Genomic DNA, 22,357 nt, shown 5'->3' with positions numbered 1-22,357 from the left:
GAAGTGGGGTAGTCGCGACGGCCCGCGGCGGGGCTCCAATCACCTGGCCTGGAGCCCCGCCGCACTTCTCGGGCGGCCCCTTACGATGGGGTGGTCGTCCGACTAGTGAGGAGTGCGATTCCCTTGGCCCTCAACTCGAACATGGTGCCGCTCGGCACGCCCGCCCCTGAATTCTCGCTGCCGGACCTCGAGGGCGAGGTGCGGTCGCTCGCGAGCTTCGACGCGCCGATGCTGCTGGTCGCGTTCGTGTGCAACCACTGCCCTTACGTGCGCCACCTCGAGCAGGCCTTCGGGTCGTTCGCCGCCGGGCAGGCGGATCTGGACGTCGCCGCGATCTGCTCGAACGACGCCGTGAACTACCCCGACGACGCGCCCGCGGGCCTCGCCGACCAGGTGGCGCGCGCGAACTGGACGTTCCCGTACCTGGTCGACGAGTCGCAGGAGGTCGCGCGCGCCTACAGCGCGGTCTGCACCCCGGACTTCTTCCTGTACGGCCCCGACCGCACGCTCGCCTACCGGGGCGCGTTCGACGGCTCGACCCCCGGCAACGGCGTGCCCGTCACCGGGGAGTACCTGGCCGGCGCGATCGAGCTGGTCCGCCGCGGCGAGCCGGTGCCCGAGCCGCACTACCCGTCGACCGGTTGCGGCATCAAGTGGCGGTCGTAGCCGTTCAGCGGCAGCGACGGTAGTCGTCCCGAGGCCGGGCGAGGCAGTCGTTCAGCGCCCGGGGACGTGCAGTGGCCCGGCGAGCCGGTTGACCTGCGGTTCAGACGAGTGCGCCGTCGCGGGCGACCACGGTGCCGTTCTTGACGACGAGCCTGCGCTGGTGGTGCTCGAGCACGGCCTCGGACGGGTTGCGTCCGGCGACGGCGACGAGATCGGCGGTGTCGCCGACGGCGAGGCCGTAGCCGTCGAGCTTGAGCAGGCGCGCGCCGCCGAAGGTCGCGGCCTCCAGGGCCAGTTCGATGTCGGCGTCCCTGCTGAAGCCGGCGTTGCGGGCGAACCACTGGGTGCGCTGCAGGTTGTCGCCGGTGCCGTAGGGGCTCCACAGGTCGCGCACGCCGTCGTTGCCGATGCCCATCGTCACGCTGGCCTCGTCGAGTTCGCGCAGCGGCAGGATCTTCTTGGGCGCCACGGAAGTGAGGCCGATCCTGAGTTCGGCGAGGTCGGCGATGAGGCGGGCGCGGGTGGCGTCGTCGGCGTCGCAGAGGGCGAAGGCGTGGCTGATGACGACCTTGCCGGTGTAGCCGAGGGCGCGGGTGCGCTCGATGATCATGTCGAACTCGCGGATGCCGAGGTCGCCGCCGTCGTGGAGGTGGATGTCGATCTCGGCGCCGTGCTTCTCGGCGAGGGCGAAGACGAGGTCGAGGTGTCGTTCGGCGTCGCCGTCGAAGCCTTCGGGGTCGATGCCGCCGATGGACTTGACGCCGGCCTTGAGTGCCTCGTCCAGGAGTTCGGCGGTGCCGGGGCCGGCGAGGATGCCGGTCTGCGGGAAGGCGACGAGCTCGACGTCGATGCGCCCGGCGAGGCGCTCGACGGCTTCGCGCACGGCGTGGACGGCGCCGATGCCGATCCCCGGGTCGATGTCCACGTGGGAGCGGGCGTGGGTGGTCCCGGAGACGACCATGTCGGTGAGGAGCGCGGTGATGAAGTCGGGGTTGGGGATGCCGAACTCGGCGCGGCGCTCGGCGCCGTACGCGATCGCGGCGGCGAGGCCGGGGCCGGCGGTGCGGGGCACCCAGGGGCCGCCCCAGAGGGTCTTGTCGACGTGGGCGTGGGCGTCCACGAGGCCGGGGATGACGACGGCGCCGGCGAGGTCTTCGACGACCGCGCCCTCGCTCTCCAGCGAGTCCTCGACGGCGGCGATCCTGCCGTCGCGGACCAGGAGGTCGGTGCGTCCCTCGCGGCCCCAGAGCCGGGCGTCGCGCAGCAGCAGGTCGGTCATGTCAAGATCCTCTCGCCTCAGTTCCCGCCAATAGCGGTATACCACTAGAGGCGACCGTATACCGTTGACCGACACCCGGCCACCGGCCGGGCCGTGGAGAGAGAAGGGTCATGACCCGAGCCGAACAGGTCTACCAGGCCCTGCGCGAGCGCATCGTCACCATCGCCCTCGAGCCCGGAGCGCGACTCATCGAACGCGACCTCGCCGCCGAGTTCGAGGTCTCCCGCATCCCCCTGCGGGAGGCATTGCAGCGCTTGGCCGCCGACGGCCTCGTCACCACCGTCCCCGGCCAGGGCAGCATCGTCACCGTGCCCACCCCGAAGGACATCCAGGACCTCCTCGACGTGCGCGCCGGACTCGAACCGCTCGCCGCCCGCCTCGCCGCTACCGGAGCCGGCCCCGAAGCCCTGGCCCGCCTGCGTGACTGCGTCCGCCCCCGGACCGACCCCGAAGCGCTCACCGAGGCCAACGCCGCCTTCCACCGCGAGATCACGGCCGCCGCGAACAACCCGCTCCTCGCCCAGATCATGGAGCCGCTCGAAGCGCGCATGCGCTGGCTCTTCCACCTGTCCGCCGAACGTGACCCCGACCGCCAGCGCCTCGAGCACGCCGAGCTCCTCGAAGCGCTCGAAGCGGCCGACCCCGACCGGGCCGCCGCGATCGCCTTGGCGCACATCGAGGACGGGCGCGATCCGACCCTGGAGGCGACGCGCCGCTGGCGGCTCGAAGCGGTGGACGCGATCGAGGCCACGAAGACCCGCCGCCGCCGCGTCGGCGCCTTACCACCGCCTGTATGCCCTTGACCTGCGAATACGCTAGATGTCGGACCCGTGTGGGAGTGTGGTCCTTTTCGGTTGGTCGGAGGCGGATGCGGGTGGGAAGGGGCATGCCCTACGCGCCGAGCCGCAGCCCCGGCGGCTAACGCCAAAGCGTGTGCAACGCGATCTCCAGCTCACCGAGCATGTTGCGCAGCAACGGCATCGAGAGGCCGATCACCGTGCCCGGGTCGCCGTCGATGCGGTCGATGAACGCCGAACCGTAGCCGTCGAGCGTGAACGAGCCGGCCACGTGCAGCGGCTCCCCCGTCGCCACGTACGCCGCGATCTCCTCATCGGAGACCTCCGCGAAGTGCACGACCGTGCCCGCCGAACGCACGATCTGCCGGTCGGCGGCCACGTCGATCAGGCAGTGCCCGGTGTAGAGCGTGCCCGAATTCCCGCGCATCCGCTTCCACCGCGACGTCGCCTCCTCCGGCCCGCCGGGCTTGCCGAGGATCTCGTGCCCGAAGTGCAGCACCGAATCGCACCCCAGCACCAGCGAATCCGGGCCCACCAGGTTGAGGACCGCGTTCGCCTTCATCTCCGCGAGCGTCGCCGCCAGCTCGGCCGGGTCGTGGCCCATCACCTGGCTCTCGTCCACACCGGAGACGATCACCTGCGGCTCGATCCCGGCCGCCTTCAGCAGCTCCCGCCGAGCGGGCGACTGCGATGCCAGAACGAACGGGCGGCTCAACGGTCCATGCCCCTGCGGGCCGGCACCGACGTGTCGCGCCAGGTCCGGCGCACCCGCAGCTTCAGCCCCGGGTTCGACCAGGCGGCCCGGCGGCTCGGGGCCTCGGACTCCTCGACCGGGCGCGGCAGGGCCGTGATCAGCCCGACCAGCGCGGCGAGCTCCTCATCTGTGGGGTTGCCACGGACGACCTTGAGTTCCAGACTCATCGAGAACTACTCCTCGTCGATATCGAATTCGCGGTGCACCCGCTCCCAGAAGCCGTCGCGGACCCAGATCCGCGCTTCCGGGTGGTCGCGTAGAGAGTAACCGAGTTCCTTCTCGGCTTCCACCAGCAGCTCCTTGTCGATGACCGTGGGCAGCTGCGGGCCCGGGAGCAGATCCGCTATGTTGTCGGCGCCCCTGGTCAGGAGCCATTTGTGGCCCACGTACTCCCCGATCTGGCGCACCGTCTCGGGGTCGAGCTTCTCGCCGGTCTGCGTGGTCCGCACGAATTTCGGCCGAGCGGACTCGGCTTGGGCCAGCGCCTCGGCGGCGTTCATGGTGACGGCCACGGACTGGCGCTGGCCGAAGACCGCGGCCGGGCTGGGCACGCGCGGTTCCGGTTGCGTGATGGGCGCGCCGACCATGCTGTACGTGGCCGCGGCGGCGGTGCCGCTCTTGGTGAAGTACGCCCGCAGGTCCTCGGCTTCGATGGTGGCGACGGTGTCGGACTCCCACACCAGGCGCTCGGCCTGGTTGGTGCCGTACGGCGGTTCGACGCCCCAGAGGTGGACGCGCACGCCGTAGGCCTGGGCGACCTCGACGGCGGGGACCATGTCCTCGTCGCCGGCGAGGAGGATGGCCTCGTGGACGGCGTGGTGGCGGGCGAGCAGTTCCAGGTCGGAGCGGATCTGGGCGTCGACGCCCTTCTGCTGGCCGCGCGAGTTGAGGTTCCCGAGGCGGACTTTGACGAACTCCATGTTGGCGATGACGCGCTGGTCGACGGTGGGCACGCGGTCGCGGGCGGCGTCGAACCAGTAGAGGCGCAGCAGTTCGCCGTCGGAGAGGTGGTGGGCGGCGCGTTCGATGAGGGATTTGATGAGCTTTTCGGCATCGACGCGGTAGTCGCGGCGGGAGGTGGCGTCGAGCAGGAGCTCCGCCGCCGCCGCGTAGAGGTAGCCGACGTCGATCAATATGGCGTACCGCCGGGACGGCGATCCTGGCAACATCCCTCCGAAAGGTGTCATGGCCCACTCCCAATCGTCGGGCGGGACGAATTGTCCCGCTTCCCCCAGCTGTATAAGACGGTACCCGGATCGGGCTCCAGGGATGGGAGTGGTGCGCGACGCTTCTCGTGGCAAAGCGGTTTCGCCCGGTAGCGGGCGCGGGCGGCGCGGCGGACGCGTGGGGCTCTCACCGACTGCGTTCACTCGTTCCGGTGAGAGGAAACGGCAAAGGGCGGCGAGGCTGTGCTCATTCACGGCTCGCAAGCTTCGCCGTGGCAGGCTCCCCGCCGCCCTCGCCGTGTCCGCTACAGCGGGATGTTGCCGTGCTTCTTGGCGGGCAGCTCGTCGCGCTTGGAGGCGTTCATGCGCAGGCCGCGCACGAGCATCGCGCGGGTCTCGCGCGGCTGGATGACCGCGTCGATGTAGCCGAGCTCGGCCGCGACGTACGGGTTGTTCAGCTTCTCCTCGTACTCGGCCATGAGCTCGGCGCGGGTGGCCTGCTCGTCGTCGGCTTTGGCGAGTTCGCGCCGGTAGAGGATGTTGACCGCGCCCTGCGAGCCCATGACCGCGATCTCGGCGGTCGGCCACGCCAGGTTGAGGTCGGCGCCGACGCCCTTGGAGCCCATGACGCAGTACGCGCCGCCGTAGTCCTTGCGGGTGACGACGGTGAGCTTGGGGACGGTGGCCTCGGCGTACGCGTAGATGAGCTTCGCGCCGCGGCGGATGATGCCGTCGTGCTCCTGCGAGGTGCCGGGCAGGAAGCCCGGGACGTCGACGAACGAGATGATCGGGATGTTGAAGGCGTCGCAGAAGCGGATGAACCGCGCGGCCTTCTCCGAGGCGTCGATGTCGAGGCAGCCGGCGAAGTGCATGGGCTGGTTGGCGACGACGCCGACGGGCTTGCCGTCGAGGCGGCCGAAGCCGGTGATGATGTTCTTCGCGAACAGCGGCTGGGTCTCCAGGAACTCGCCGTCGTCGAGCACCGATTCGAGGACCTTGTGCATGTCGTAAGGCTGGTTCGCCGAGTCGGGGATGACGGTGTCGAGTTCGAGGTCCGTGGCGGTGAGGTCGAGTTCGACGTCCTTGGACTCGTACGCGGGCGGCTCGTCGAGGTTGTTCGACGGCAGGTACGAGAGCAGGTGCTTGACGTACTCGAGCGCGTCGGTCTCGTCCGAGGCCAGGTAGTGGGCGTTGCCCGCGACCGCGTTGTGGGTGCGCGCGCCGCCGAGCTCCTCCATGCCGACGTCCTCGCCGGTGACGGCGCGGACGACGTCGGGGCCGGTGATGAACATGTGGCTGGTCTGGTCGACCATGACGGTGAAGTCGGTGATCGCCGGGGAGTACACGGCGCCGCCCGCGCAGGGGCCCATGATGAGCGAGATCTGCGGGATGACGCCGGAGGCGCGCACGTTGCGGAAGAAGATCTCGGAGTAGCCGCCGAGGGAGGCCACGCCCTCCTGGATGCGGGCGCCGCCGGAGTCGGAGATGCCGATGATCGGGCGGCCGGTGCGCAGCGCGAGGTCCTGGATCTTGGTGATCTTCTCGCCCGAGACCTGCCCGAGGGAGCCGCCGAGGACGGTGAAGTCCTGCGCGAACACGCAGACCTCGCGGCCCTCGATGGTGCCGTAGCCGGTGACGACGCCGTCGCCGTAGGGCCGGTTGGCCTCCATGCCGAAGTTGGTCGAGTGGTGGCGGCGCAGCGAGTCCAGTTCCACGAACGACCCCTCGTCGAGCAGCTGCTCGAGGCGTTCGCGGGCGGTGCGCTTGCCCTTCTCGTGCTGCTTCTCGATCGCCCGGGGGTTCCCGGTGGCCGCTTCGGAGAGGCGCTCGGCCAGGTCGGTGAGCCGCCCGGCGGTCGTGTGGAAGTCGATGTCGGTCACGACTCGGATCGTATCGGCCTTCCCTGTGGCTACGCTATGTGCGTGAGCACACCGACGAGAAAGCCACTGGACCGGCACGAGCTCTGGTCGCTGTTGTCGGAGAAGTCCGACTTCTGGACCGAACTCGATGTGGTGCAAGTCACCGGTTCGACGAATGCGGACCTGGCGGACGCCGCGAAGCACGGCGCTCCTCAGGGGAAGGTCCTCATCGCCGAGGAGCAGTCGCGCGGCCGCGGCCGCCTCGACCGGCAATGGGTGAGCCCGCCCCGCGCCGGCCTGACCATGTCGTTCCTCCTGCGGCCCACCGTGCCGCGCGAGCAGTGGGGCACCCTGGGCCTCCTCACCGCCGTCGCCCTGGAGGAGTCGCTCAAGGCCGTGTGCGGCGTCAGCGCGAAGCTCAAGTGGCCCAATGACGTCCTCATCGACGGACGCAAGGTCTGCGGCATCCTCGCCCAGGTCGAGGGCGGCGCCGTGATCGTCGGCGCCGGGCTCAACGTCTCCCTCACCGAGGAGGAGCTGCCGGTCCCCGAGGCCACCTCGCTGCACCTCGCCGGGGCCTCCACGCTCGACCGCACCGAGATCGCCGCGGGCTTCCTCGCCCACGTCGCGGCCGTCTACGAGACCTGGAACGAGCGCGGGCCCGCGTCCGTGATCGAGCGGTGGCGCCGGAATTCGGCGACCCTCGGACGCCATGTGACGGTATCGTTCCCGAACGGCCGCAACCTGACCGGCCGTGCGGCGGGCATCGACGAGGAGGGCTGCCTGCAGGTCCGCACCGACGACGGCGCCGTGGAGACCATCGCCGCGGGCGACATCGTCCACCTGCGGCCGCAGGGCTAGCGCCCCGAGAACCCGGGCGGCACGGAGCCGCGAAGCACAGCAGCGAAGGAGCACCGCATTGGCCGACCAGGAGCACGGCGGCGAACCCTTCGAGGCCCGGCCTCCGGGCCCCACGGGCCTGGACCCCGAGGCCGAAGGGCTCTACCGGCTCCTGCTGTCCAAGTCGGACGGTTCGGTGTCGCAGCTCGCGGCCGACTCAGGGCTCGAACCCGGCCGCACCAGGGACGTCCTCATGCGCCTCGTCGAGGACGGCTTCGCCACCATGGTCGCCGACTCCCGCTTCCGCGCCGTCGGACCCGACACCGTCCTCGGTGGACGGATCGCCGCGCAGCTCGGCGAGGTCCTCGGCGAGTACGAGGCCCTGCGCGAGCTCCTCGAGATCCACCGCGCCGGCCCCGGCCCGGGCGGCCGCGACCAGGGCAGCTGGGAGGTCGTGACCGGCCCCGTCGCGATCCGCTCCCGCCTGCGGCAGCTCAAGGCCGGCGCCGAGAAGCGCCTGCGCACGTTCGTGCGCCCGCCCATGGTCCTGCCCGTGCCCGAAGCCGCCCTCCACGAGGACCTGCAAGCCCGCGGCGTCTGCCACCGCATCCTCTTCGACCGCACCGTGCTCGACATCGACCCGTACTCGGACTACCTGCGCCACGCGCTCGCCTCGGGCGACGAGGTGCGGTTCGCGAAGCGGCTGCCGCTCAAGCTCCTCATCGTGGACGACAAGACCACGCTCATGGAGGAGGGCGGCGGGCGCCCGAAGGCGATCGTCACGAGCAACCGCTCCATCGTGGAGCTCGCGGGCGCCCTGTTCGACCAGTTGTGGTCGGCGGGCATCCCCGCGACGACGGCCGCGAGCAGCGCGCAGCGGCTCGACGAGGACGACGCGGTCCTGCTGGGACTCTTGATCGCCGGGCTCACGGACCAGTCCATCGCCTCCAAGCTCGGCATCGGCCTGCGGACCGTGCAGCGGCGGGTGCGGGAGCTGATGGATCTGGCCGACGTGGACACCCGCATCCAGCTGGGCTGGCACGCCGCGAAGAACGGTTGGGTGCCTTAGCGAACGCGAGCGGCGGACGCGTTCAGGGATTCGCCTGAATCGTGGGACGAACCGCGATGCCTGGGTGTTGTACTGTGCTTTTGGTATTTGTACCCATGGCACGACTTGCGAGCCGCGGAATGGCAGCCTCGGTGAAGCCTGCGGGCCGTGAATGCGTCCTGCCCCCGCCCGTTCTCACTCCTGGAGGTCCGCAGTGGGATATCCCGACGATCAACTCGCCCGCGGTGAAGTGGTCAAACTGCACACCCGCCCGCACTGGAAGGAAGGCGTCGCCCCGGTCCTGTGGTTCGTGGTCTTCCTGGCCATCGCGGCCATCGCGATCACGTTCACCAGCCGGATCGACGAGAGCTGGTCCCTGTGGCTGGTCCTCGCCGAGGTCGTGCTCTTCCTGGCGCTGCTCATCTGGCTCTCGGTGCTGCCGTGGATCCGCTGGCGCTCCACCCACTACGTGATCACCGACCAGCGCATCATGTGGCGCGAAGGCCTCGTGACCCGCGAGAGCCGCCACATCCCGCTGGCGCGCGTGAACACCGTGTCGTACACCCAGAACGTCTGGGAGCGGATCTTCGGGTTCGGTGACATGAACATCGACTCGGCCTCTGACGACGGCGAGATCAACCTGGTCGACGTTCCGAAGGTCGACAAGACCAAGGCGCTGCTGTACCAGCTGGCCGAGGACGACCGCTCGCGTCGTGCCGGCGCCGCCGACGGCACCTGAGTCAAAGCGGCGTGACCAGAGGGCCCGTGCCGTTCGGCGCGGGCCTGCTGCGTTACCCGGCCCGGACTTCAACGAGTTCGGGGGTGTGGCGGAAGACCCAGGTGCGGTACGCGAAGAACCGGAAGACCGAGCCGAGGCCGACGCCGACGATGTTGGCGGCGATGTTCACCGCGAGGTCGGTGTCGAAGTACTGCGGCCAGATCTGGGCGAGGCCGGAGTTGGCCCACAGGCAGGCGAGCGCGATGAGCAGGCCGATGCCGTTGAAGAAGAAGTAGAGGGCGTACTGGCGGTGCGCGGCGGCGCTGCCGCGGCGCTCGCGCCAGGTCCAGTGCCGGTTGCCGAAGAAGGCCACGGTCATCGCGATGACGGCGGAGATGATCTTGGCGTACCAGTACGACCAGTCGAGGCCGAGGAACATCAGGTTGAACAGCCCGATGTCGATCACGTAGGCGACACCGCCGACGCCGGCGAAGCGAATGAGCTCGGCCGCGTGGCGTTTCACCAGGTGGACGGCGCGCACGAACAGACCCGCGAAGCCGCGACGGGCCGGGGTCGGCGGGGTCTCAATGGAGGTTGACATCAAGCCACAGCCTACCCGGAGCCACGCGGGAGCGATACCGCCGAGCTCCGCGCCGATGCCGCGGCGGGTCCGCATGCCCGAGCCGACCGCCGCCCTACTCCGCAGCCTCGCCGCCCGCCGGCGCTGCGACCGCGACCACGCCCACGATGAACGGGTCGTCGCCGCGTTCGAAGCGGATCACCGCGTCCTCGCCGGTGGCGACCCGGAATACGTTCACGTCGACGCCGAACGCGTACCAGTCCGGGTTCTCGACGGCTCCGTGCGCGCGGCAGGTCGCGGGCTCGCCGAGCCCCTGCCCGCCCGCGCTCAGATTGTCGCCGCGGCGGTAACCGGACCCGCCCCAGAGGGTCGCCGCGACCTGGATCTCGCCGCCGTCCTCGACCTCGATCTCGGTGTCCGCCGCGCGCGGCCCGTCGTAGACCGCGACCTCCGTGTCCGGCGCCCCCGGCTCGGCGTACACCACGGTCAGCGACCAGCCCGCCCAGCGCCGTTCAGCGCACTCGGCGCTGAGGTCGAGCGGCCAGTGGTCGCATTCGCTGGTCGGCAGCTGGTGGTTGTCGGTCGCGACCCAGTACTGGCCGCCGCCCGACACCAGGTCCGTCACCTCGACGAACGCCTGCTGCCCTTGGCTCATGTCCCGCATCGCCGCGGCGCTGAGGTCGGTCCAGGACCCGCCCGGCCCCGCGAGCGAGACCTCCGCGGGCAGACCCTCCTCGACCCCGGCCCAGTACAGGCCGGCCCATGCAATTTCGGCGCCGTCCGGCACGTCGAGCACCGCCCCTGAGACGGCCTCGCCTTCGCGCCCCGCGGGCGCGGTCTCGTTCTTGTACGCCTTCATCGGCCACTGGTCGCCGCCGCCGACGCGCGTCGCCTCCCGGCAGCCGGGGACCGAGCAGGTCAGCCAGGTGTTCCCGGCCGCGGTGACGCCCGTGGCGTCCACGCTCGCGAACCCGACCTCGCTGCCCGCGGGCGCGATCGGCACCTGCAGCGAGGTGGTGCCGCTGATGCCCGGGCCCTCCACCGCGACCTCGAACGTCTGATAGCCGCTCACGTCCTCGCCGATGAGGATCCGCACGTTGGCCTCAGCGGGGTCCGGCATCCTCGCGATCGAGCAGTGGACGACCGCGCCGTCCTCCGCGCACGTCCAGCCCGGATCGGCGGTCTCCGAGGCGAGCGTGATGCCCGCGGGCATCGTGATGTCGAGCGTGACGCGTTCGGCAGCGGCCTGCCCGTGCCGCACGGCACCCGCCTCGCTGTAGTCGTCGCGCGCGAAAAGCGCTGCTCGGCGGTGTTGACCGTCTTCTCCGCGCGCGAGGAACGCGGCTCGAATGTCGCTCCGCTCGGAGCCGGCCACCCGACCCTCATCGCCCCGCTCGAACGCTGCCGTCAGACCGTCTTCGCTTCGCTCGGACTCTGCCGTAAGACCGTCTTCGCTTCGCTCGACGGGGGCCGCGTAGCCGCCGCCGCGTCGCTCGCCGGTATCCATGTCCGATTGCGCCCCAGACGCTTCGGTCGAACTGCCGTCCGCTTCGAGCCCGTCCCGGGACCGCTCGGTGACCGGTGCGTAGCCGCGGCCGCCGGGCGGTGCGAGTCGGATCGGGAGGATCGCCTCGCCGCCGGCCACGAGTCCGCTCGAGCCGAGGCCGTGCTCGATCGCGTACGCGGCCGGCTCAGCAGCGGGCGGCGCGGTTTCGTCGTCAGGTTCGGGTACAGGCTCCGGGTCGTCCGGGTCCTCCGGGTCGGGCTCGGGCTCCTCGTCGGGCGGTTGCGGCCCGGGCGCGGTGGGTTCCGGATCCGGGGTCACTTCGACGGTCTGGTCCTCGGGGGCGGCCTGCGGCTCCTGCTCCTCCTCACCGCTGAGCACGACGATCGCGACGACGGCGACCACCGCCGCCGCGGTGCTGGTGGCGATCGTGCCCTTCGTGCCGAGCTGCTGCACGATCCGGCGGATCCAGTTCGCGACCGCCTTGAACGGCATGAACAGGTACGCGAGCGCACCACCGAACGCGATGCCCGCGGCCGAGACCGCGCCCGCCGCCAGGTACGGCGCGGCCGCGCCGCCCAGGAAGATCACGGCGATGACGCCGCGCAGGCCCGAGTTCAACTCGGTGAGCTCGGCGAACAGCAGGTTGCAGGTGACGCACGAGTCGAGGTGGTCGTCCACTTTAGTGGCGTCGCGCTCGCCGAGCTTGCCGCGCACGCGCGCGCCGATCCGGTCCACGGTCCAGCGGCACTCCTCGCGCGGGGAGTCCGCCGCGTGCTCGCTCAGGTAGTTCTGGCGCAGCTTCTCGCGCGCGCGGTACGCGAGCGCGGAGACCCCGTTCGGGGTCATGCCGAGCATGGTGGCGATCTTGGCCGGAGAGTCCTCCTCGACCTCGGTGTGCCACAGGACCATCCGCCAGCGCTCGGGGAGCTTCCCGAAGGCGAGGGCGGCGTAGCGGCGCTCCTGGCCCTCGACGGCGGGGTCGACGTAGATCTCGCCGGAGTCGTGCGCGGTGAGGTCGTCGGTGAACTCGACCTTCTTGTCACGGCGCACCCGGTCGTAGAAGGTGTTGCGCAGCGTCTGGAGCATGTAGGGCCGGAAGGCCAGGTCGGGGCCGCCGCCTTCGCGGAAGGTGTGGAGGAGTTTCGCGAAGGTCTCGGAGACGAGGTCGTCGGCGCCGGCGGGGTCGCGGGAGAGGATGCGGGCGAGGCGGCGCGCGGAGTGGACGTGGCGCTCGTAGAGCTCGGCGTAGGCGGTGGTGTCGCCGCCGCGGGTGGCGGCGATGAGTTCGGGATCGGAGCGGGTCTCGGGGTTCTCGCCGGGTTCCGGGTCCAGGTGGCGGGGATCGCCGGCGGGGACGGTCTCGGGCATCGTTCGCCGGTGCTCCTTCCAGGTTGCGCCGAGCTCGTACGATCGGGGGGCTCGGGTGTCTGCTCGCGGGTGGGGACTGTCGCTGCCGAGTGGAGGTGTACTCGTTGTCCCCCTTCACGAGCCTTCCTTGACTTAACGATCGAGTACGTCTCGAGTTGCGCCCGTTCAGCCGTTCGGGCAGGCTTCCGGCGAACTGGACATTGCAGCGAGTTTAGGGCAAAAACCCGCCATAGCCGTGAATTGTGATGTGATTGTGACCAGGTGTGATCGTATTGGGACTTCCCGTCATGGTTCCCGGCAACTGTCGGAAATGCGTCAGGCCATTGCGTACAGTTTGCTAACGCATTCCCGGCCGACTTCGACGCAAGGGAGGTGAACGATGCCCGCATCGGTCCTACTCGCACTCCTCGCCGCCACCGCCCTGCTCGCCCTCACCCCGGCGCTGGTGCGCCGGTACGACCCCGACGAGCGCATGATCGCCGACCGGGCCTCGTCCGACGCCCGCGTCCTCGACCGCGAAGGCCACCGACCCACCCGGCCCACCTCCCACGACACCGCCGAGCTGGAGCTGGAGCACGCGGAGGGCCGACCCGAACAGGACGACTCCCTCGACGAACTCCTCGACGGCCAAGGCCTTCCGGCGCAATCGAACTCACGCGGGTGGGAGCGGCGCGGCACGCGCCGCGGCGACTCGGTACGGTTGGAGACCGACGAGTCGTACACCGGCGAGGACCCCGAGATGCACGAGCAGGCCAGGCTTCGGCGGATGCGCGCCGAATGGTGGCGGCGGCGCCACCGCCGCATCCTCTACGTGCTCATCGCACTCACCGTGCTCGAGCTCGCCGGCGTCGCCATCGCCGGCCCCGGCTTCTGGATCGGTGCGGGCCTCTCCGCCGCCGCACTCGGCGGCTACGTCTACTTCCTGCGCGACCGAGCCAAGCGCCTGCGCCGCGCGGGCCGCCGGCCCAAGGCCATGATCACGGCCGAACCCGAGCACGACGAGGTCGGCCCGCCCACCTACGTGCCCGAGCAGCCCGACGGCGACGATGACGACGAGGAGCCCGGCCCCCGCGAGTCGTTCCTGTTCGAGAACGGCTCGCTCGGCGAGGAGGCCTCGCCGCCGCCGCGTCCCGACCCGCGCCGCCCTGACGGCCCCGCGGGCGTGCGCGGGCGCTCCTACGAGGCGCCGGCGAAGCTCGAACGCTGAGGTCGCGCCGTTCATGAAGCAGCGCACATCCGGCTTGCGGCTAAACTTGCCCGGTTATGCCTGATGAGGAATCGCAGCACCGCCACATCCTGACGTTCAACTTCCGTCAAGGACGCAACAAGCCCCGCCACGACGAGGCCTTCGCGCGCCTGTGGCCGCGCTACGGCCTGGACTGGAAGCCCGACGAGGGCCGCCTGGACTTCGCCGAGCTCTTCGGCCGCACGGCCCCCGTGATCCTCGAGATCGGCTCGGGCAACGGCGAGGCCGCCGCCGCGATGGCCGACGCCGACCGGGACCGCGACCTCCTCGCCGTCGAGGTCTACCCGCAGGGCATCGCCGACCTCATGGACCGCGCCGAAGCCCGCGGCCTCACGAACCTGCGCATCTACCAGGGCGACGCCCTGCCGCTGCTGTGGAAGGGCATCGCACCGGAGTCGCTGGACGAGATCCGGGTGTACTTCCCCGACCCGTGGCCGAAGAAGCGCCACCACAAGCGCCGCATCATCCAGGCCGAGCACGTCAAGACGATGGCGGGGCTCCTGCGCCCGGGCGGAGTCCTGCACTGCGCCACGGACATCGCCGACTACGCGGAGCAGATGCTCGAAGTCCTCACGGCAGACGAGGCGTACGAGAACACCGCCGAAGGCTTCGCCCCGCGCCCCGACCACCGCCCCGTCACGAAGTTCGAGCGCCGCGGTGTGAAGGCCGACCGCGACATCTTCGACCTGGTCTTCCGCAAGCGCTAGGGTCCGAGAACAACAGAAGCCGCGCAGCTCTTGATCGTCGAGGCGCGCACGGCACGGTTCAGACAGGGCGGGAGGAACGCCAGGTCGAACAATTTGCTCGCGGTCAGGCCGTGAGGCGCTGGTGCCAGGCTTCTGCTGAGGCGTCGGTGAGGGACGCGACCTGGTCGATGGCGACGCGGAGCCTTGCGGCGTCGTCCGATGTCCGGTGCCAGAGTTCGGCGAACATCGGTTCCATGGCGTCCGCACCGCGGTCGCAGAACAGGGCCACGAGGTCGTGGAGGATCTCGCGCTGGCGGGTGTACCAGGCCTCGTCGCTGCGGGGGCGCATCACGTAGCACCAGGCGATGCCTTTGAGGAGCGCGCACTGGACGCGTTCGCGTTCGGGGACCACGAGGTCGGCGTCGTAGCGTTGGAACCGGCCGTCGCCGAACTGGTCCCTGGTGGCCTTCGCCGCGGCGTTCACGAAGCGGCCCACCATCGTCGAGGTGAAGTTCTTGACCGCGACCATCGCGCCGAACGAGCCGTCGTAGTCGTGGATGCCCGCCAGGACGGGATCCGCCAGGAGCTCCCGGAGCGCTTCCCCCAGCACCGCAGGGGATTCGTCCGAGTAGCGGCCGACGACGGCCTCGCAGACCCGGGCCTGCTCATCGGTGTCGTGCATGAGCTTCGCGAGGTTGATGTAGCCGCCGTGGAGGCCGTCCTCGACGTCGTGCACGGAGTACGCCACGTCGTCGGACCAGTCCATGACCTGGGCCTCAAGGCATTTGACCCCTTCGGGGGCGCCGCCGCGGAGCCATTCGAAGACGTGCCGGTCGTCCTCGTAGACGCCGAACTTCCGCACGCCCTCGCGGGCGGTCCACGGGTACTTGCAGGTCGCGTCGAGCGAAGCGCGGGTGAGGTTGAGGCCCGCGGAGCGGCCGTCGCCGTCGAGCACCTTCGCTTCGAGGCGGGCGAGGACGCGGAGGGTCTGGGCGTTGCCCTCGAAACCGCCGCAGGGCCCGGCGACCTCGTGGAGGGCGTCTTCGCCGTTGTGCCCGAAGGGCGGGTGGCCGAGGTCGTGGGCGAGGCCGGCCACGTCGACGACGTCAGGATCGCAGCCGAGGGCCTGGCCCATCTCGCGGGAGATCTGGGCGACCTCGAGGGAGTGGGTGAGGCGGGTGCGCAGGAAGTCGTCGGTGCCGGCCGTGTGGACCTGGGTCTTGTCAGCGAGGCGGCGGAACCCGGCCGAGTGGAGGATGCGGGCGCGGTCCCGCTGGAACGGGGTGCGGAACGAGTCCGGCTCCGCGACCAGCCGCTCCTCGGCGGGCCAGCCCGCCTGGAGGGTACGGAGAACGGGATCGGTCACGCCATCGAGCGTAGCGCGGCCGATCCCGTTCAACGGGCGTTAATCCTTCAGGTAGAGGCGCATGACGCCGGTGCCGTCGCCGTCTTCGGCGCCGTGGGCCCAGGCGAAGGCCGAGAGCGGTTCGAGGCCTTCGAAGTCGCTCGGGTACTCCTCGCCGGCGCGGGCCAGGTCGACCCAGGCGACGACGGAGCACTTGGCGGGCGTGTTGGCGGCGAAGTCGCTGAAGCGGTCGTCTTCGCCGAGGGTGCCGTCGGCGGTGGCGGGGCCGGCGTAGCTGAGTTCGGAACCGTCCACTTCGACGCCGTCGGGGAGGGGCTCGCCTTCGCTCCAGGTCGTGATGAGGTCCTGGAGTTCCTGGGCGCGCTCGTCGGCGAGGTGGGCGGCGAAGTGGAGCGATTCGACGTCGAACTCGTCGTCGCCGAAGTTGCCGCCGCCGCTGAGGGTGGCGCCGGCGAGGAGGCCGGCGAAGTCGCCGACGGCGGTCTCCATCTCACCGAAGTCGGGGCCGTAGGTCTCCTCGGCGTGCGGTTCGTCCTCGGTGCCGGCGGCCCAGTAGCGGGCGTCGAGCTCGTAGTAGCGGTCCTCGTCCTCGGGGGCGAGGGTGTCGGCCCAGTACTGGGCGTCGAGCTCCATGTACTCGGTGTACTCGGCGTCGGTGAGCGGGGCTTCGACCGGTCCCGACTCGGCGGTGTCGACGCCGTAGAACTCCTCGAAGAAGCCGAGCCAGCCCTGGGTGATCTCGTCGATGTTCTCGGGGACGTAGGCGGTGACGGCGACGTCGGAGGCGGGCAGGTCGCCTGCGGTCTCCACGAGTCCGTCAGTGCCGGACCAGAGGTGGTCGGCGTCGCCGAACATCCGGTAGGTGACCTGGAATCCCTGGTCGAAGGCGGAGAAGCCGTAGATGACGTGGCCGGAGTAGAGGTCCTTGACGGCGTCGCTCTCGGTGCCGTAGGTCATCTCGGCGAGGTCGCCGACGGCTTCCATGTCGACCCAGTGGACGAGGAGCTGGTCCTCGTCGAGCCAGCTGCGGGCCTCGCTGTACTGGTCGGATTCGGCGAGGGGCTGGTCGGAGGCCTCGGTCTCGGCGGCGGCGAGGGCGTCGGCCGCGCCGGTCTCGCCGATGACGACGAGGACGTGGTCGTCCTCGACGCTGTAGGCGAACGTCTCGTCTTCGGCGCCCGCGGCGCCGCGGATCTGGGCCATGCCGTCTTCGGCGGCGCCCGCGTCGGTGCTGGCGAGGCTCAGGACGGCGTAGGTCTGGCCGTCGTGCTCCCAGGTGGCGAGACCGTGGCGGCGCCCGAGCCAGGAGTTGATGTCCTCGTCGGCGTCGACGCCTTCGATGCCGGACTCCTCGACGAAGCCGTCGATGAGCTCGTTCGTGTCGTCGTAGTCCTCGAGGTCCTCGAACTTCTGGAGGTGCTCGAGGAGCTTCGGGGTCTGGTCGAAGGAGGGGTCGAGGTTGAGCTCGACGTACATGGTCGCGGTCGCGGGGAAGCTCTCGGCGGGGTCGGGGCCCTGGTTCAGGACGAACTTGAAGAGGACGACCGCGCCGACGGCGGCGAGGAGCACGACGGAGAGGATCGCGGCGACGGCGACCTTGGGGCCGCGCCCGCGCGGGCTCCGGACGCCCTGCACGGGGACCGGCGTGTACGCGCCGGGCGGGACGTACGCCCCGGGCTGCTGCTGCGGAACGCCTTGCTCCACATAGGGCTGAGGCTGCTGCGGGTAGGCGCCCTGCGGGGGCTGGTACGCGCCCGGCGGCGGCCCGGCAGCGCCGTACGGGCTGCCCGGAGGCGGCTGGTTGGGGTCGCCGGGGTACGGCTGGGGGCTGGCATCGCTCGACATCCTTCGACGCTACGGCCCCTGTGCAACAACCGAATCCCGGGAACGTGCCAAATGCGATGCGGTGGCCGGTCAGAACTCGTAGACCTGGCCGGGGCGGACGACCTCGACGGGTCCGGTGTAGGCGGCGCGGGCCTCGGTGAGGGTCTGCTCCTTGGAGTTCCAGGGCTCGACCAGGTGGGTGAGGAGCAGGCGGGCGGCCCCGGACTTCGTGGCGTACTCCCCCGCTTCCTTGCCAGTGAGGTGCACGTCCTTCGGGTTCTCGCGGCCCTCCAGGTAGGAGGCTTCGGCGAGGAGCACGTCGCAATGCGTGGCGAGCGCCTCGAGCGCCTGGCACGGGCCGGAGTCGGAGGTGTACGCGAGGGAGGACCCGGCGTGCTCCACGCGGAGGCCGTAGGTCTCCACGGGGTGGGCGACGCGGTCGACGGTGACGGTGAGCGGGCCCAGGTCGAACGTGCCGGACTGGAGCTCGCGGAAGTCGTAGACGTCGCGCATGTTCGGGCTGCACAGCTCGCCCTGGCCGCCGTACGCGGCGACGATGCGGTCGGCGACGCCGGTGGGACCGTAGAGCGGCAGCGGGTGCTTCGGCGCGTTCGCGGCGTAGCGGCGCATCACGGCGTACGCGCAGGCGTCGAAGAAGTGGTCGGCGTGCAGGTGGGTGACGATGACCGCGTCGATCAGGTGCGGGTCGAGGTGTTTCTGCAGCTCACCTAGGGAACCGGTGCCGAAGTCGATGAGCAGCCGGTAGCCGCCCGCTTCGACCAGGTAGGCCGAGCAGGGGGTGTCGGGTGCCGGGAACGAGCCGGCGCAGCCGATAACCGTCAGTTTCATGGCAGATCACACCTTGTCCAGTACGGCCGCCGCCGCGTTCGGGAACAGGTTCCCCAGGAACCGCCGCGCGGTCCTGGTGAAGGCCTCCGGGTCGCCGGTCGCGAGGAACCGGTGCTCGGGGGTGTCGGTGCGGGCGGCCAGGAGGTCGTGGTCGGTGAGCACGCGGTAGAGTTCGCGCGCGCTCTCGCTCGCGGAGTTCACCAGTGTCACGTCCTCTCCCATCACCAGTCCTATGAGTCCCGACAGCAGCGGATAGTGGGTGCAGCCCAACACGACCGTGTCGACGTCCGACTGCTGTAGCGGCTCAAGGTACCCCTGGGCGAGGCCCAGGAGCTGTCGGCCGGTTGTCACACCGCGTTCCACGAAATCGACGAACGCCGGGCAGGCGACCGCGGTCGCCTTGACGTCCGGGACGGCGTTGAACGCGTCCAGGTACGCACCCGAGGAGATCGTCGAAACCGTCCCGATGACCCCGACCCGGCCGGTGCGCGTCGTGGCGACGGCGCGGCGGACGGCGGGCCGGATGACCTCGACGACAGGGATGTCGTAGCGGTCGCGGATGTCGGCCAGGCTCGCCGCCGATGCGGAGTTGCAGGCGATCACGAGCGCCTTGACCTCCTGTTCGACCAGGTGGTCGCAGACGTCGAGTGACAGCTTGCGGACCTCGGCGATGGGCCTGGGACCGTACGGGACGTGGGCGGTGTCGCCGACGTAGACCAGTTGCTCGGCGGGCAGCAGTTCGCTGATCGATCGGGCGACGGTCAGGCCTCCGACACCGGAGTCGAAGATCCCGATGGGCGCGTCGTTCATGGGCTCCGAGCGTACGTCCAAACGGGCCTGGAACGCCCCTGCTCGTCACGGGAATGTCGCCAAAATGACAGGGTGGCGATCGCCACAAGAACGGTGTTCGCTCGTGTGTCGAGAACCGGAGTGCTAAGGCCTGTCCTAGGCGCGCAGCATCACGAACGCGGCGAAGAGGGTGATCGTGGAGGCGGCCATGAACATCCAGGGCACGCCCTTGAAGCGCAGCGTCGCGAAGGCCATCATCGCCAGGAGCATGCCGATCACGCCGCAGGTGATGAACGCGGGCGTGAACCAGGCGGGGCTCTCGCCGAAGATGCGGAAGAGGCCCACGACCGCGGTCGCGACCCCCGCGAGGACCAGCACGAGCGCCCACGAGGCGACGCCGGCGAGGCGGCGCAGGCGCACTGCGGGCTTCTCGGGGCGCAGCGGCGTGGGGTCCTTCGCGGCTGTGATGCCGCTTTGGATGCTGCCGAGTGCGGACGCCTGCACGCGCGGCACCGGGGTGCTCCCCCAAGCGTTGTCCGAGGCCGCGCCTTCCGGAGCTTTGCCCTGCCGTGGCGGGCCGCTCGGCTTGCGGATCGAGACGGAAGGCAGCTTGAGTTTGCCGGCGGGACTCATGCGGCCAGGCTAGCAAGCCACTGAGGACGCCTCAGGATCGCACCGCGGCGGTGCGGCGCAGACCTCGCAAAACGGAAACAGGGCCACGAGGCCGGCCCGAGAGCAGTGTCGTACCCGCGCGCTGTGATCGGGGCGTTCACGACCGAAACACCCGACCTCGGGAGCGGGATCAGCGCGAGCGCCCTCGCCTTCGGTGGCCTCGAGCTCAGATCCGGGAAGCATCCGAGCGTCATGTCGTACCCGCGCGCGACCCTTGTCATTGGGGGCGTTCGCGTCCGACACACCCGACCCCGGGGGCCGGACCGTCCCACCGGACCAGCGCAAACGGAAGGGCCGGACCCGCGCTCTCGCGCGAGTCCGGCCCTCGTTCACTTTGTTGCTGCTCCGTCTCGCTGGAACAACCCTGGGACAGCCCCTAGGCCCAGACCTGGCCGTCGAGGGCGTTCGCGGCGTCGTCCAGTCCGTCCGAGTACGCGCCCGTCGACAGGTACTTCCAGCCGCCGTCGGCGACGAGCATCGCGATGTCCGCGGTACTCCCCGCCTTCGCGGCCTCGCGTGCCAGCGCGAGCCCCGCGTGCAGGACCGCGCCAGTCGAGAGGCCGACGAACAGGCCTTCCTCACTCAGGATCTCGCGAGTCCGGCGCAGCGCGTCCTCGGTGCCCACCGACAGCCGCCGGTCGAGCACCTTCTCGTCGTACAGCTCCGGCACGAACCCCTCGTCGAGGTTGCGCAGCCCGTACACGAGCTCGCCGTACCGCGGCTCGGCCGCGACGACCTGCACACCCGGCGCCCGCTCGCGCAGGTACCGGCCGACGCCCATGAGCGTCGCGGTCGTGCCGAGCCCGGCCACGAAGTGCGTGATCTCGGGCAGGTCGCGCAGCAGCTCGGGCCCGGTGCCCTCGTAGTGCGCGGCGGCGTTCGCCGGGTTCGCGTACTGGTTGAGCATCACCAGGTCAGGACGCTCGGCCGCCATGAGCCGGGCTTTCGCGACGGCCGCGTTCGAGCCGCCCGCGGCCGGCGAGAACACGATCTCCGCGCCGAACGCGGTCAGCAGCTGCCGCCGCTCCAGCGAGGTGTTCTCGGGCATGACGGCGATGAGCTTGTAGCCCTTGCGCCGCGCCAGCATCGCCACGGCGATGCCGGTGTTGCCCGAGGTCGGTTCGAGGATCGTCGCGCCCGGCTTGAGCAGGCCGTCGTCTTCGGCGGCCTCGATCATCTTGGCGGCCACCCGGTCCTTGACCGAGCCGGTCGGGTTGGCGCCCTCGAGCTTCACCCACAGCCGGATGTCCGGCGAGGGCGAGAGCCGCGGGAGTCCGACGAGCGGCGTGTCGCCGAGCGTCGCGGTGATGTCCGTGAAGCGTGCCACGGCCAGTCCCTTCTCCGAACTACATGCCGCCCGCGACGGCGGGGAGGATGGTGACCTGGTCGCCGTCGGCGAGCGCCGCGTCGAGGCCGCCGATGAACCGCACGTCCTCGTCGTTGATGTAGACGTTCACGAAGCGGTGCAGGGTGCCCTCGTCGGTCACGATGCGGCCCTTGAGGCCGGCGTGCTGGGCGTCGAGGCTGTCGAAGAGCTTCGCCAGGGTGTCGCCCTCGCCGGAGACGAGCTTCTGGCCGCCGGTGTGGGTGCGGAGGATGGTGGGGACGCGGACTTCTACGGACATGATGGATTTCCTTCGATTCTCGGAACAGCCCGGCAGGGGCCGTCTGATGTGTCTGACGCGCAGCGGGTACTGCATGACGAACGCCGGGGGCGAACCCGGCGTGAACTCAGGAACAGTCGTAGACCGTCGAGTCGGGGGTGTGCGCGAACTTGTAGCTCTGCACCGCCTCCGGTGCACCGGTGACCTCGATGGGCTCCTCGGTGATCACCTCGTCGGCGATGCGGAACGACCGGACCTCCGCGATGTCGGGGTCCTTCGTCGTCACCAGCACGTAGTGCGCGCCCGGCAGCCCCAGCTGCGAGGCGATCCCCGCGTCGGAGCGCGAAGGGTAGGCCTCGGTGTGGGTGTGCGAGTGGTAGGCCACGACGACTTCCTCGTCGTTGTCCCACATCTGGTCGTAGACCTGCTTCCACTCCTCCGAGTCGAACTCGTAGAAGGTGGTGGAGCGGGCAGCGTTGATCATCGGGATGTGCCTCTTCGGCTCTCCCGTGCCCTCGGGGCCCGCGATGAGGCCGCACGCCTCGTCGGGGTGGTCAGCCCGGGCGTGCGCGACCATCGCCTCGACCAGTTCATGCGCGATCCGCAACACGCAAGCAAGCGTACACGCGGCGCGACGGGGCCAGAAGCCCTCGCTCAGAGCGTGAGACAAGGCCCTCCACCTGCGAGGGGAGGGAATAAACGGACGCGTGTGAACACCGCTCGCTCACGGGGCCCCGGT

The 22,357-nt window shown here is 70.4% G+C and carries 22 protein-coding genes; 7 read left to right on the top strand and 15 right to left on the bottom strand.

Annotated elements, in window-relative coordinates; all coding sequences use genetic code 11:
• Window positions 1-123 precede the first annotated feature (123 nt).
• The gene (locus tag AB0I03_RS20520; protein WP_360415141.1) at window positions 124-666 is read left to right on the top strand and encodes a thioredoxin family protein; all 543 of its coding nucleotides are present in this window, start codon (window positions 124-126) and stop codon (window positions 664-666) included.
• Window positions 667-766: 100 nt separating this feature from the next.
• Here AB0I03_RS20520 and AB0I03_RS20515 read toward each other — a convergent pair whose 3' ends face one another.
• Window positions 767-1,945, bottom strand: a complete 1,179-nt coding sequence (locus AB0I03_RS20515) for an amidohydrolase (protein ID WP_360415139.1) — start codon at window positions 1,943-1,945, stop codon at window positions 767-769.
• 110 nt (window positions 1,946-2,055) lie between these two features.
• Between AB0I03_RS20515 and AB0I03_RS20510 the strand changes: the two genes are divergently transcribed.
• Window positions 2,056-2,748, top strand: coding sequence for a GntR family transcriptional regulator (locus AB0I03_RS20510; RefSeq protein WP_360415137.1), 693 nt, complete (start codon window positions 2,056-2,058; stop codon window positions 2,746-2,748).
• A 115-nt stretch (window positions 2,749-2,863) separates the two neighbouring features.
• On the opposite strand, the gene AB0I03_RS20505 is transcribed toward AB0I03_RS20510, so the two are convergent.
• The 4 genes from AB0I03_RS20505 to AB0I03_RS20490 form a co-directional block, all read right to left on the bottom strand.
• Window positions 2,864-3,457, bottom strand: a complete 594-nt coding sequence (locus AB0I03_RS20505; RefSeq protein ID WP_360415135.1) for a nucleoside triphosphate pyrophosphatase — start codon at window positions 3,455-3,457, stop codon at window positions 2,864-2,866.
• The gene (locus tag AB0I03_RS20500) at window positions 3,454-3,663 is read right to left on the bottom strand and encodes an acyl-CoA carboxylase subunit epsilon (RefSeq protein WP_360415133.1); all 210 of its coding nucleotides are present in this window, start codon (window positions 3,661-3,663) and stop codon (window positions 3,454-3,456) included. Before AB0I03_RS20500 ends, AB0I03_RS20505 begins: the two co-directional genes overlap by 4 nt.
• 6 nt (window positions 3,664-3,669) lie before the next feature.
• On the bottom strand, window positions 3,670-4,665 hold the full coding sequence (locus tag AB0I03_RS20495) for an NYN domain-containing protein (protein WP_360415131.1): 996 nt from the start codon (window positions 4,663-4,665) through the stop codon (window positions 3,670-3,672).
• Between the two features lie 302 nt (window positions 4,666-4,967).
• Window positions 4,968-6,551, bottom strand: coding sequence for an acyl-CoA carboxylase subunit beta (locus AB0I03_RS20490; protein WP_360415363.1), 1,584 nt, complete (start codon window positions 6,549-6,551; stop codon window positions 4,968-4,970).
• 33 nt (window positions 6,552-6,584) lie between these two features.
• On the opposite strand from AB0I03_RS20490, the gene AB0I03_RS20485 reads away from it, so the two are divergent.
• The 3 genes from AB0I03_RS20485 (at window position 6,585) to AB0I03_RS20475 (ending at window position 9,148) form a co-directional block, all read left to right on the top strand.
• A complete protein-coding gene (locus AB0I03_RS20485; RefSeq protein WP_360415129.1) occupies window positions 6,585-7,382 on the top strand; it encodes a biotin--[acetyl-CoA-carboxylase] ligase in 798 nt (265 codons plus the stop codon).
• Window positions 7,383-7,440: 58 nt separating this feature from the next.
• Window positions 7,441-8,430, top strand: a complete 990-nt coding sequence (locus AB0I03_RS20480) for a hypothetical protein (RefSeq protein ID WP_360415127.1) — start codon at window positions 7,441-7,443, stop codon at window positions 8,428-8,430.
• A 193-nt stretch (window positions 8,431-8,623) separates the two neighbouring features.
• On the top strand, window positions 8,624-9,148 hold the full coding sequence (locus AB0I03_RS20475; RefSeq protein ID WP_360415125.1) for a PH domain-containing protein: 525 nt from the start codon (window positions 8,624-8,626) through the stop codon (window positions 9,146-9,148).
• 52 nt (window positions 9,149-9,200) lie between these two features.
• Here AB0I03_RS20475 and AB0I03_RS20470 read toward each other — a convergent pair whose 3' ends face one another.
• Together AB0I03_RS20470 and AB0I03_RS20465 are read right to left on the bottom strand one after the other, a co-directional pair.
• Window positions 9,201-9,728 carry a GtrA family protein gene (locus AB0I03_RS20470; RefSeq protein WP_360415123.1) on the bottom strand — a complete coding sequence of 176 codons (528 nt, stop codon included), beginning with the start codon at window positions 9,726-9,728 and terminating at the stop codon, window positions 9,201-9,203.
• A gap of 94 nt (window positions 9,729-9,822) precedes the next feature.
• The gene (locus AB0I03_RS20465) at window positions 9,823-12,582 is read right to left on the bottom strand and encodes a sigma-70 family RNA polymerase sigma factor (RefSeq protein WP_360415121.1); all 2,760 of its coding nucleotides are present in this window, start codon (window positions 12,580-12,582) and stop codon (window positions 9,823-9,825) included.
• Between the two features lie 379 nt (window positions 12,583-12,961).
• On the opposite strand from AB0I03_RS20465, the gene AB0I03_RS20460 reads away from it, so the two are divergent.
• Complete coding sequence (locus AB0I03_RS20460) at window positions 12,962-13,789, top strand: hypothetical protein (RefSeq protein WP_360415119.1); 828 nt, start codon at window positions 12,962-12,964, stop codon at window positions 13,787-13,789.
• A 56-nt stretch (window positions 13,790-13,845) separates the two neighbouring features.
• Complete coding sequence (trmB, locus tag AB0I03_RS20455) at window positions 13,846-14,535, top strand: tRNA (guanosine(46)-N7)-methyltransferase TrmB (protein ID WP_360415118.1); 690 nt, start codon at window positions 13,846-13,848, stop codon at window positions 14,533-14,535.
• Between the two features lie 103 nt (window positions 14,536-14,638).
• On the opposite strand, the gene AB0I03_RS20450 is transcribed toward trmB, so the two are convergent.
• The 8 genes from AB0I03_RS20450 to AB0I03_RS20415 all read right to left on the bottom strand — a co-directional run bounded on the left by AB0I03_RS20450 (window position 14,639) and on the right by AB0I03_RS20415 (window position 22,228).
• A complete protein-coding gene (locus AB0I03_RS20450) occupies window positions 14,639-15,826 on the bottom strand; it encodes a deoxyguanosinetriphosphate triphosphohydrolase (RefSeq protein ID WP_360415361.1) in 1,188 nt (395 codons plus the stop codon).
• 93 nt (window positions 15,827-15,919) lie between these two features.
• Entirely contained in the window at window positions 15,920-17,725 is a 1,806-nt protein-coding gene (locus AB0I03_RS20445; protein WP_360415116.1) for a hypothetical protein, read from the bottom strand.
• Window positions 17,726-17,794: 69 nt separating this feature from the next.
• Complete coding sequence (locus AB0I03_RS20440; protein ID WP_360415114.1) at window positions 17,795-18,553, bottom strand: MBL fold metallo-hydrolase; 759 nt, start codon at window positions 18,551-18,553, stop codon at window positions 17,795-17,797.
• 6 nt (window positions 18,554-18,559) lie between these two features.
• On the bottom strand, window positions 18,560-19,363 hold the full coding sequence (murI, locus tag AB0I03_RS20435) for a glutamate racemase (protein ID WP_270121045.1): 804 nt from the start codon (window positions 19,361-19,363) through the stop codon (window positions 18,560-18,562).
• Between the two features lie 135 nt (window positions 19,364-19,498).
• A complete protein-coding gene (locus AB0I03_RS20430) occupies window positions 19,499-19,975 on the bottom strand; it encodes a hypothetical protein (RefSeq protein WP_360415112.1) in 477 nt (158 codons plus the stop codon).
• Window positions 19,976-20,390: 415 nt separating this feature from the next.
• On the bottom strand, window positions 20,391-21,341 hold the full coding sequence (locus tag AB0I03_RS20425; RefSeq protein WP_360415110.1) for a cysteine synthase: 951 nt from the start codon (window positions 21,339-21,341) through the stop codon (window positions 20,391-20,393).
• Between the two features lie 19 nt (window positions 21,342-21,360).
• Window positions 21,361-21,639, bottom strand: coding sequence for a MoaD/ThiS family protein (locus AB0I03_RS20420; protein ID WP_360415108.1), 279 nt, complete (start codon window positions 21,637-21,639; stop codon window positions 21,361-21,363).
• 106 nt (window positions 21,640-21,745) lie between these two features.
• The gene (locus tag AB0I03_RS20415) at window positions 21,746-22,228 is read right to left on the bottom strand and encodes a M67 family metallopeptidase (RefSeq protein WP_360415106.1); all 483 of its coding nucleotides are present in this window, start codon (window positions 22,226-22,228) and stop codon (window positions 21,746-21,748) included.
• Between the last annotated feature and the right edge of the window lie 129 nt (window positions 22,229-22,357).

Source organism: Glycomyces sp. NPDC021274, from assembly GCF_040641195.1.
Taxonomy (GTDB): Bacteria; Actinomycetota; Actinomycetes; order Mycobacteriales; family Micromonosporaceae; genus Glycomyces.
Note: the sequence above shows the minus strand (reverse complement) of the source record. Positions and strands in the feature narration are given on the sequence as shown.

What these genes read in the sequence shown, in the direction of transcription:
- AB0I03_RS20515 (WP_360415139.1), bottom strand. Translation starts at nt 1,945, where the DNA reads ATGACCGACCTGCTGCTGCGCGACGCCCGGCTCTGGGGCCGCGAGGGA.
- AB0I03_RS20510 (WP_360415137.1), top strand. Translation starts at nt 2,056, where the DNA reads ATGACCCGAGCCGAACAGGTCTACCAGGCCCTGCGCGAGCGCATCGTC.
- AB0I03_RS20500 (WP_360415133.1), bottom strand. Translation starts at nt 3,663, where the DNA reads ATGAGTCTGGAACTCAAGGTCGTCCGTGGCAACCCCACAGATGAGGAG.
- AB0I03_RS20495 (WP_360415131.1), bottom strand. Translation starts at nt 4,665, where the DNA reads ATGTTGCCAGGATCGCCGTCCCGGCGGTACGCCATATTGATCGACGTC.
- AB0I03_RS20470 (WP_360415123.1), bottom strand. Translation starts at nt 9,728, where the DNA reads ATGTCAACCTCCATTGAGACCCCGCCGACCCCGGCCCGTCGCGGCTTC.
- AB0I03_RS20465 (WP_360415121.1), bottom strand. Translation starts at nt 12,582, where the DNA reads ATGCCCGAGACCGTCCCCGCCGGCGATCCCCGCCACCTGGACCCGGAA.
- AB0I03_RS20460 (WP_360415119.1), top strand. Translation starts at nt 12,962, where the DNA reads ATGCCCGCATCGGTCCTACTCGCACTCCTCGCCGCCACCGCCCTGCTC.
- trmB (WP_360415118.1), top strand. Translation starts at nt 13,846, where the DNA reads ATGCCTGATGAGGAATCGCAGCACCGCCACATCCTGACGTTCAACTTC.
- AB0I03_RS20445 (WP_360415116.1), bottom strand. Translation starts at nt 17,725, where the DNA reads ATGTCGAGCGATGCCAGCCCCCAGCCGTACCCCGGCGACCCCAACCAG.
- AB0I03_RS20440 (WP_360415114.1), bottom strand. Translation starts at nt 18,553, where the DNA reads ATGAAACTGACGGTTATCGGCTGCGCCGGCTCGTTCCCGGCACCCGAC.
- murI (WP_270121045.1), bottom strand. Translation starts at nt 19,363, where the DNA reads ATGAACGACGCGCCCATCGGGATCTTCGACTCCGGTGTCGGAGGCCTG.
- AB0I03_RS20430 (WP_360415112.1), bottom strand. Translation starts at nt 19,975, where the DNA reads ATGAGTCCCGCCGGCAAACTCAAGCTGCCTTCCGTCTCGATCCGCAAG.
- AB0I03_RS20420 (WP_360415108.1), bottom strand. Translation starts at nt 21,639, where the DNA reads ATGTCCGTAGAAGTCCGCGTCCCCACCATCCTCCGCACCCACACCGGC.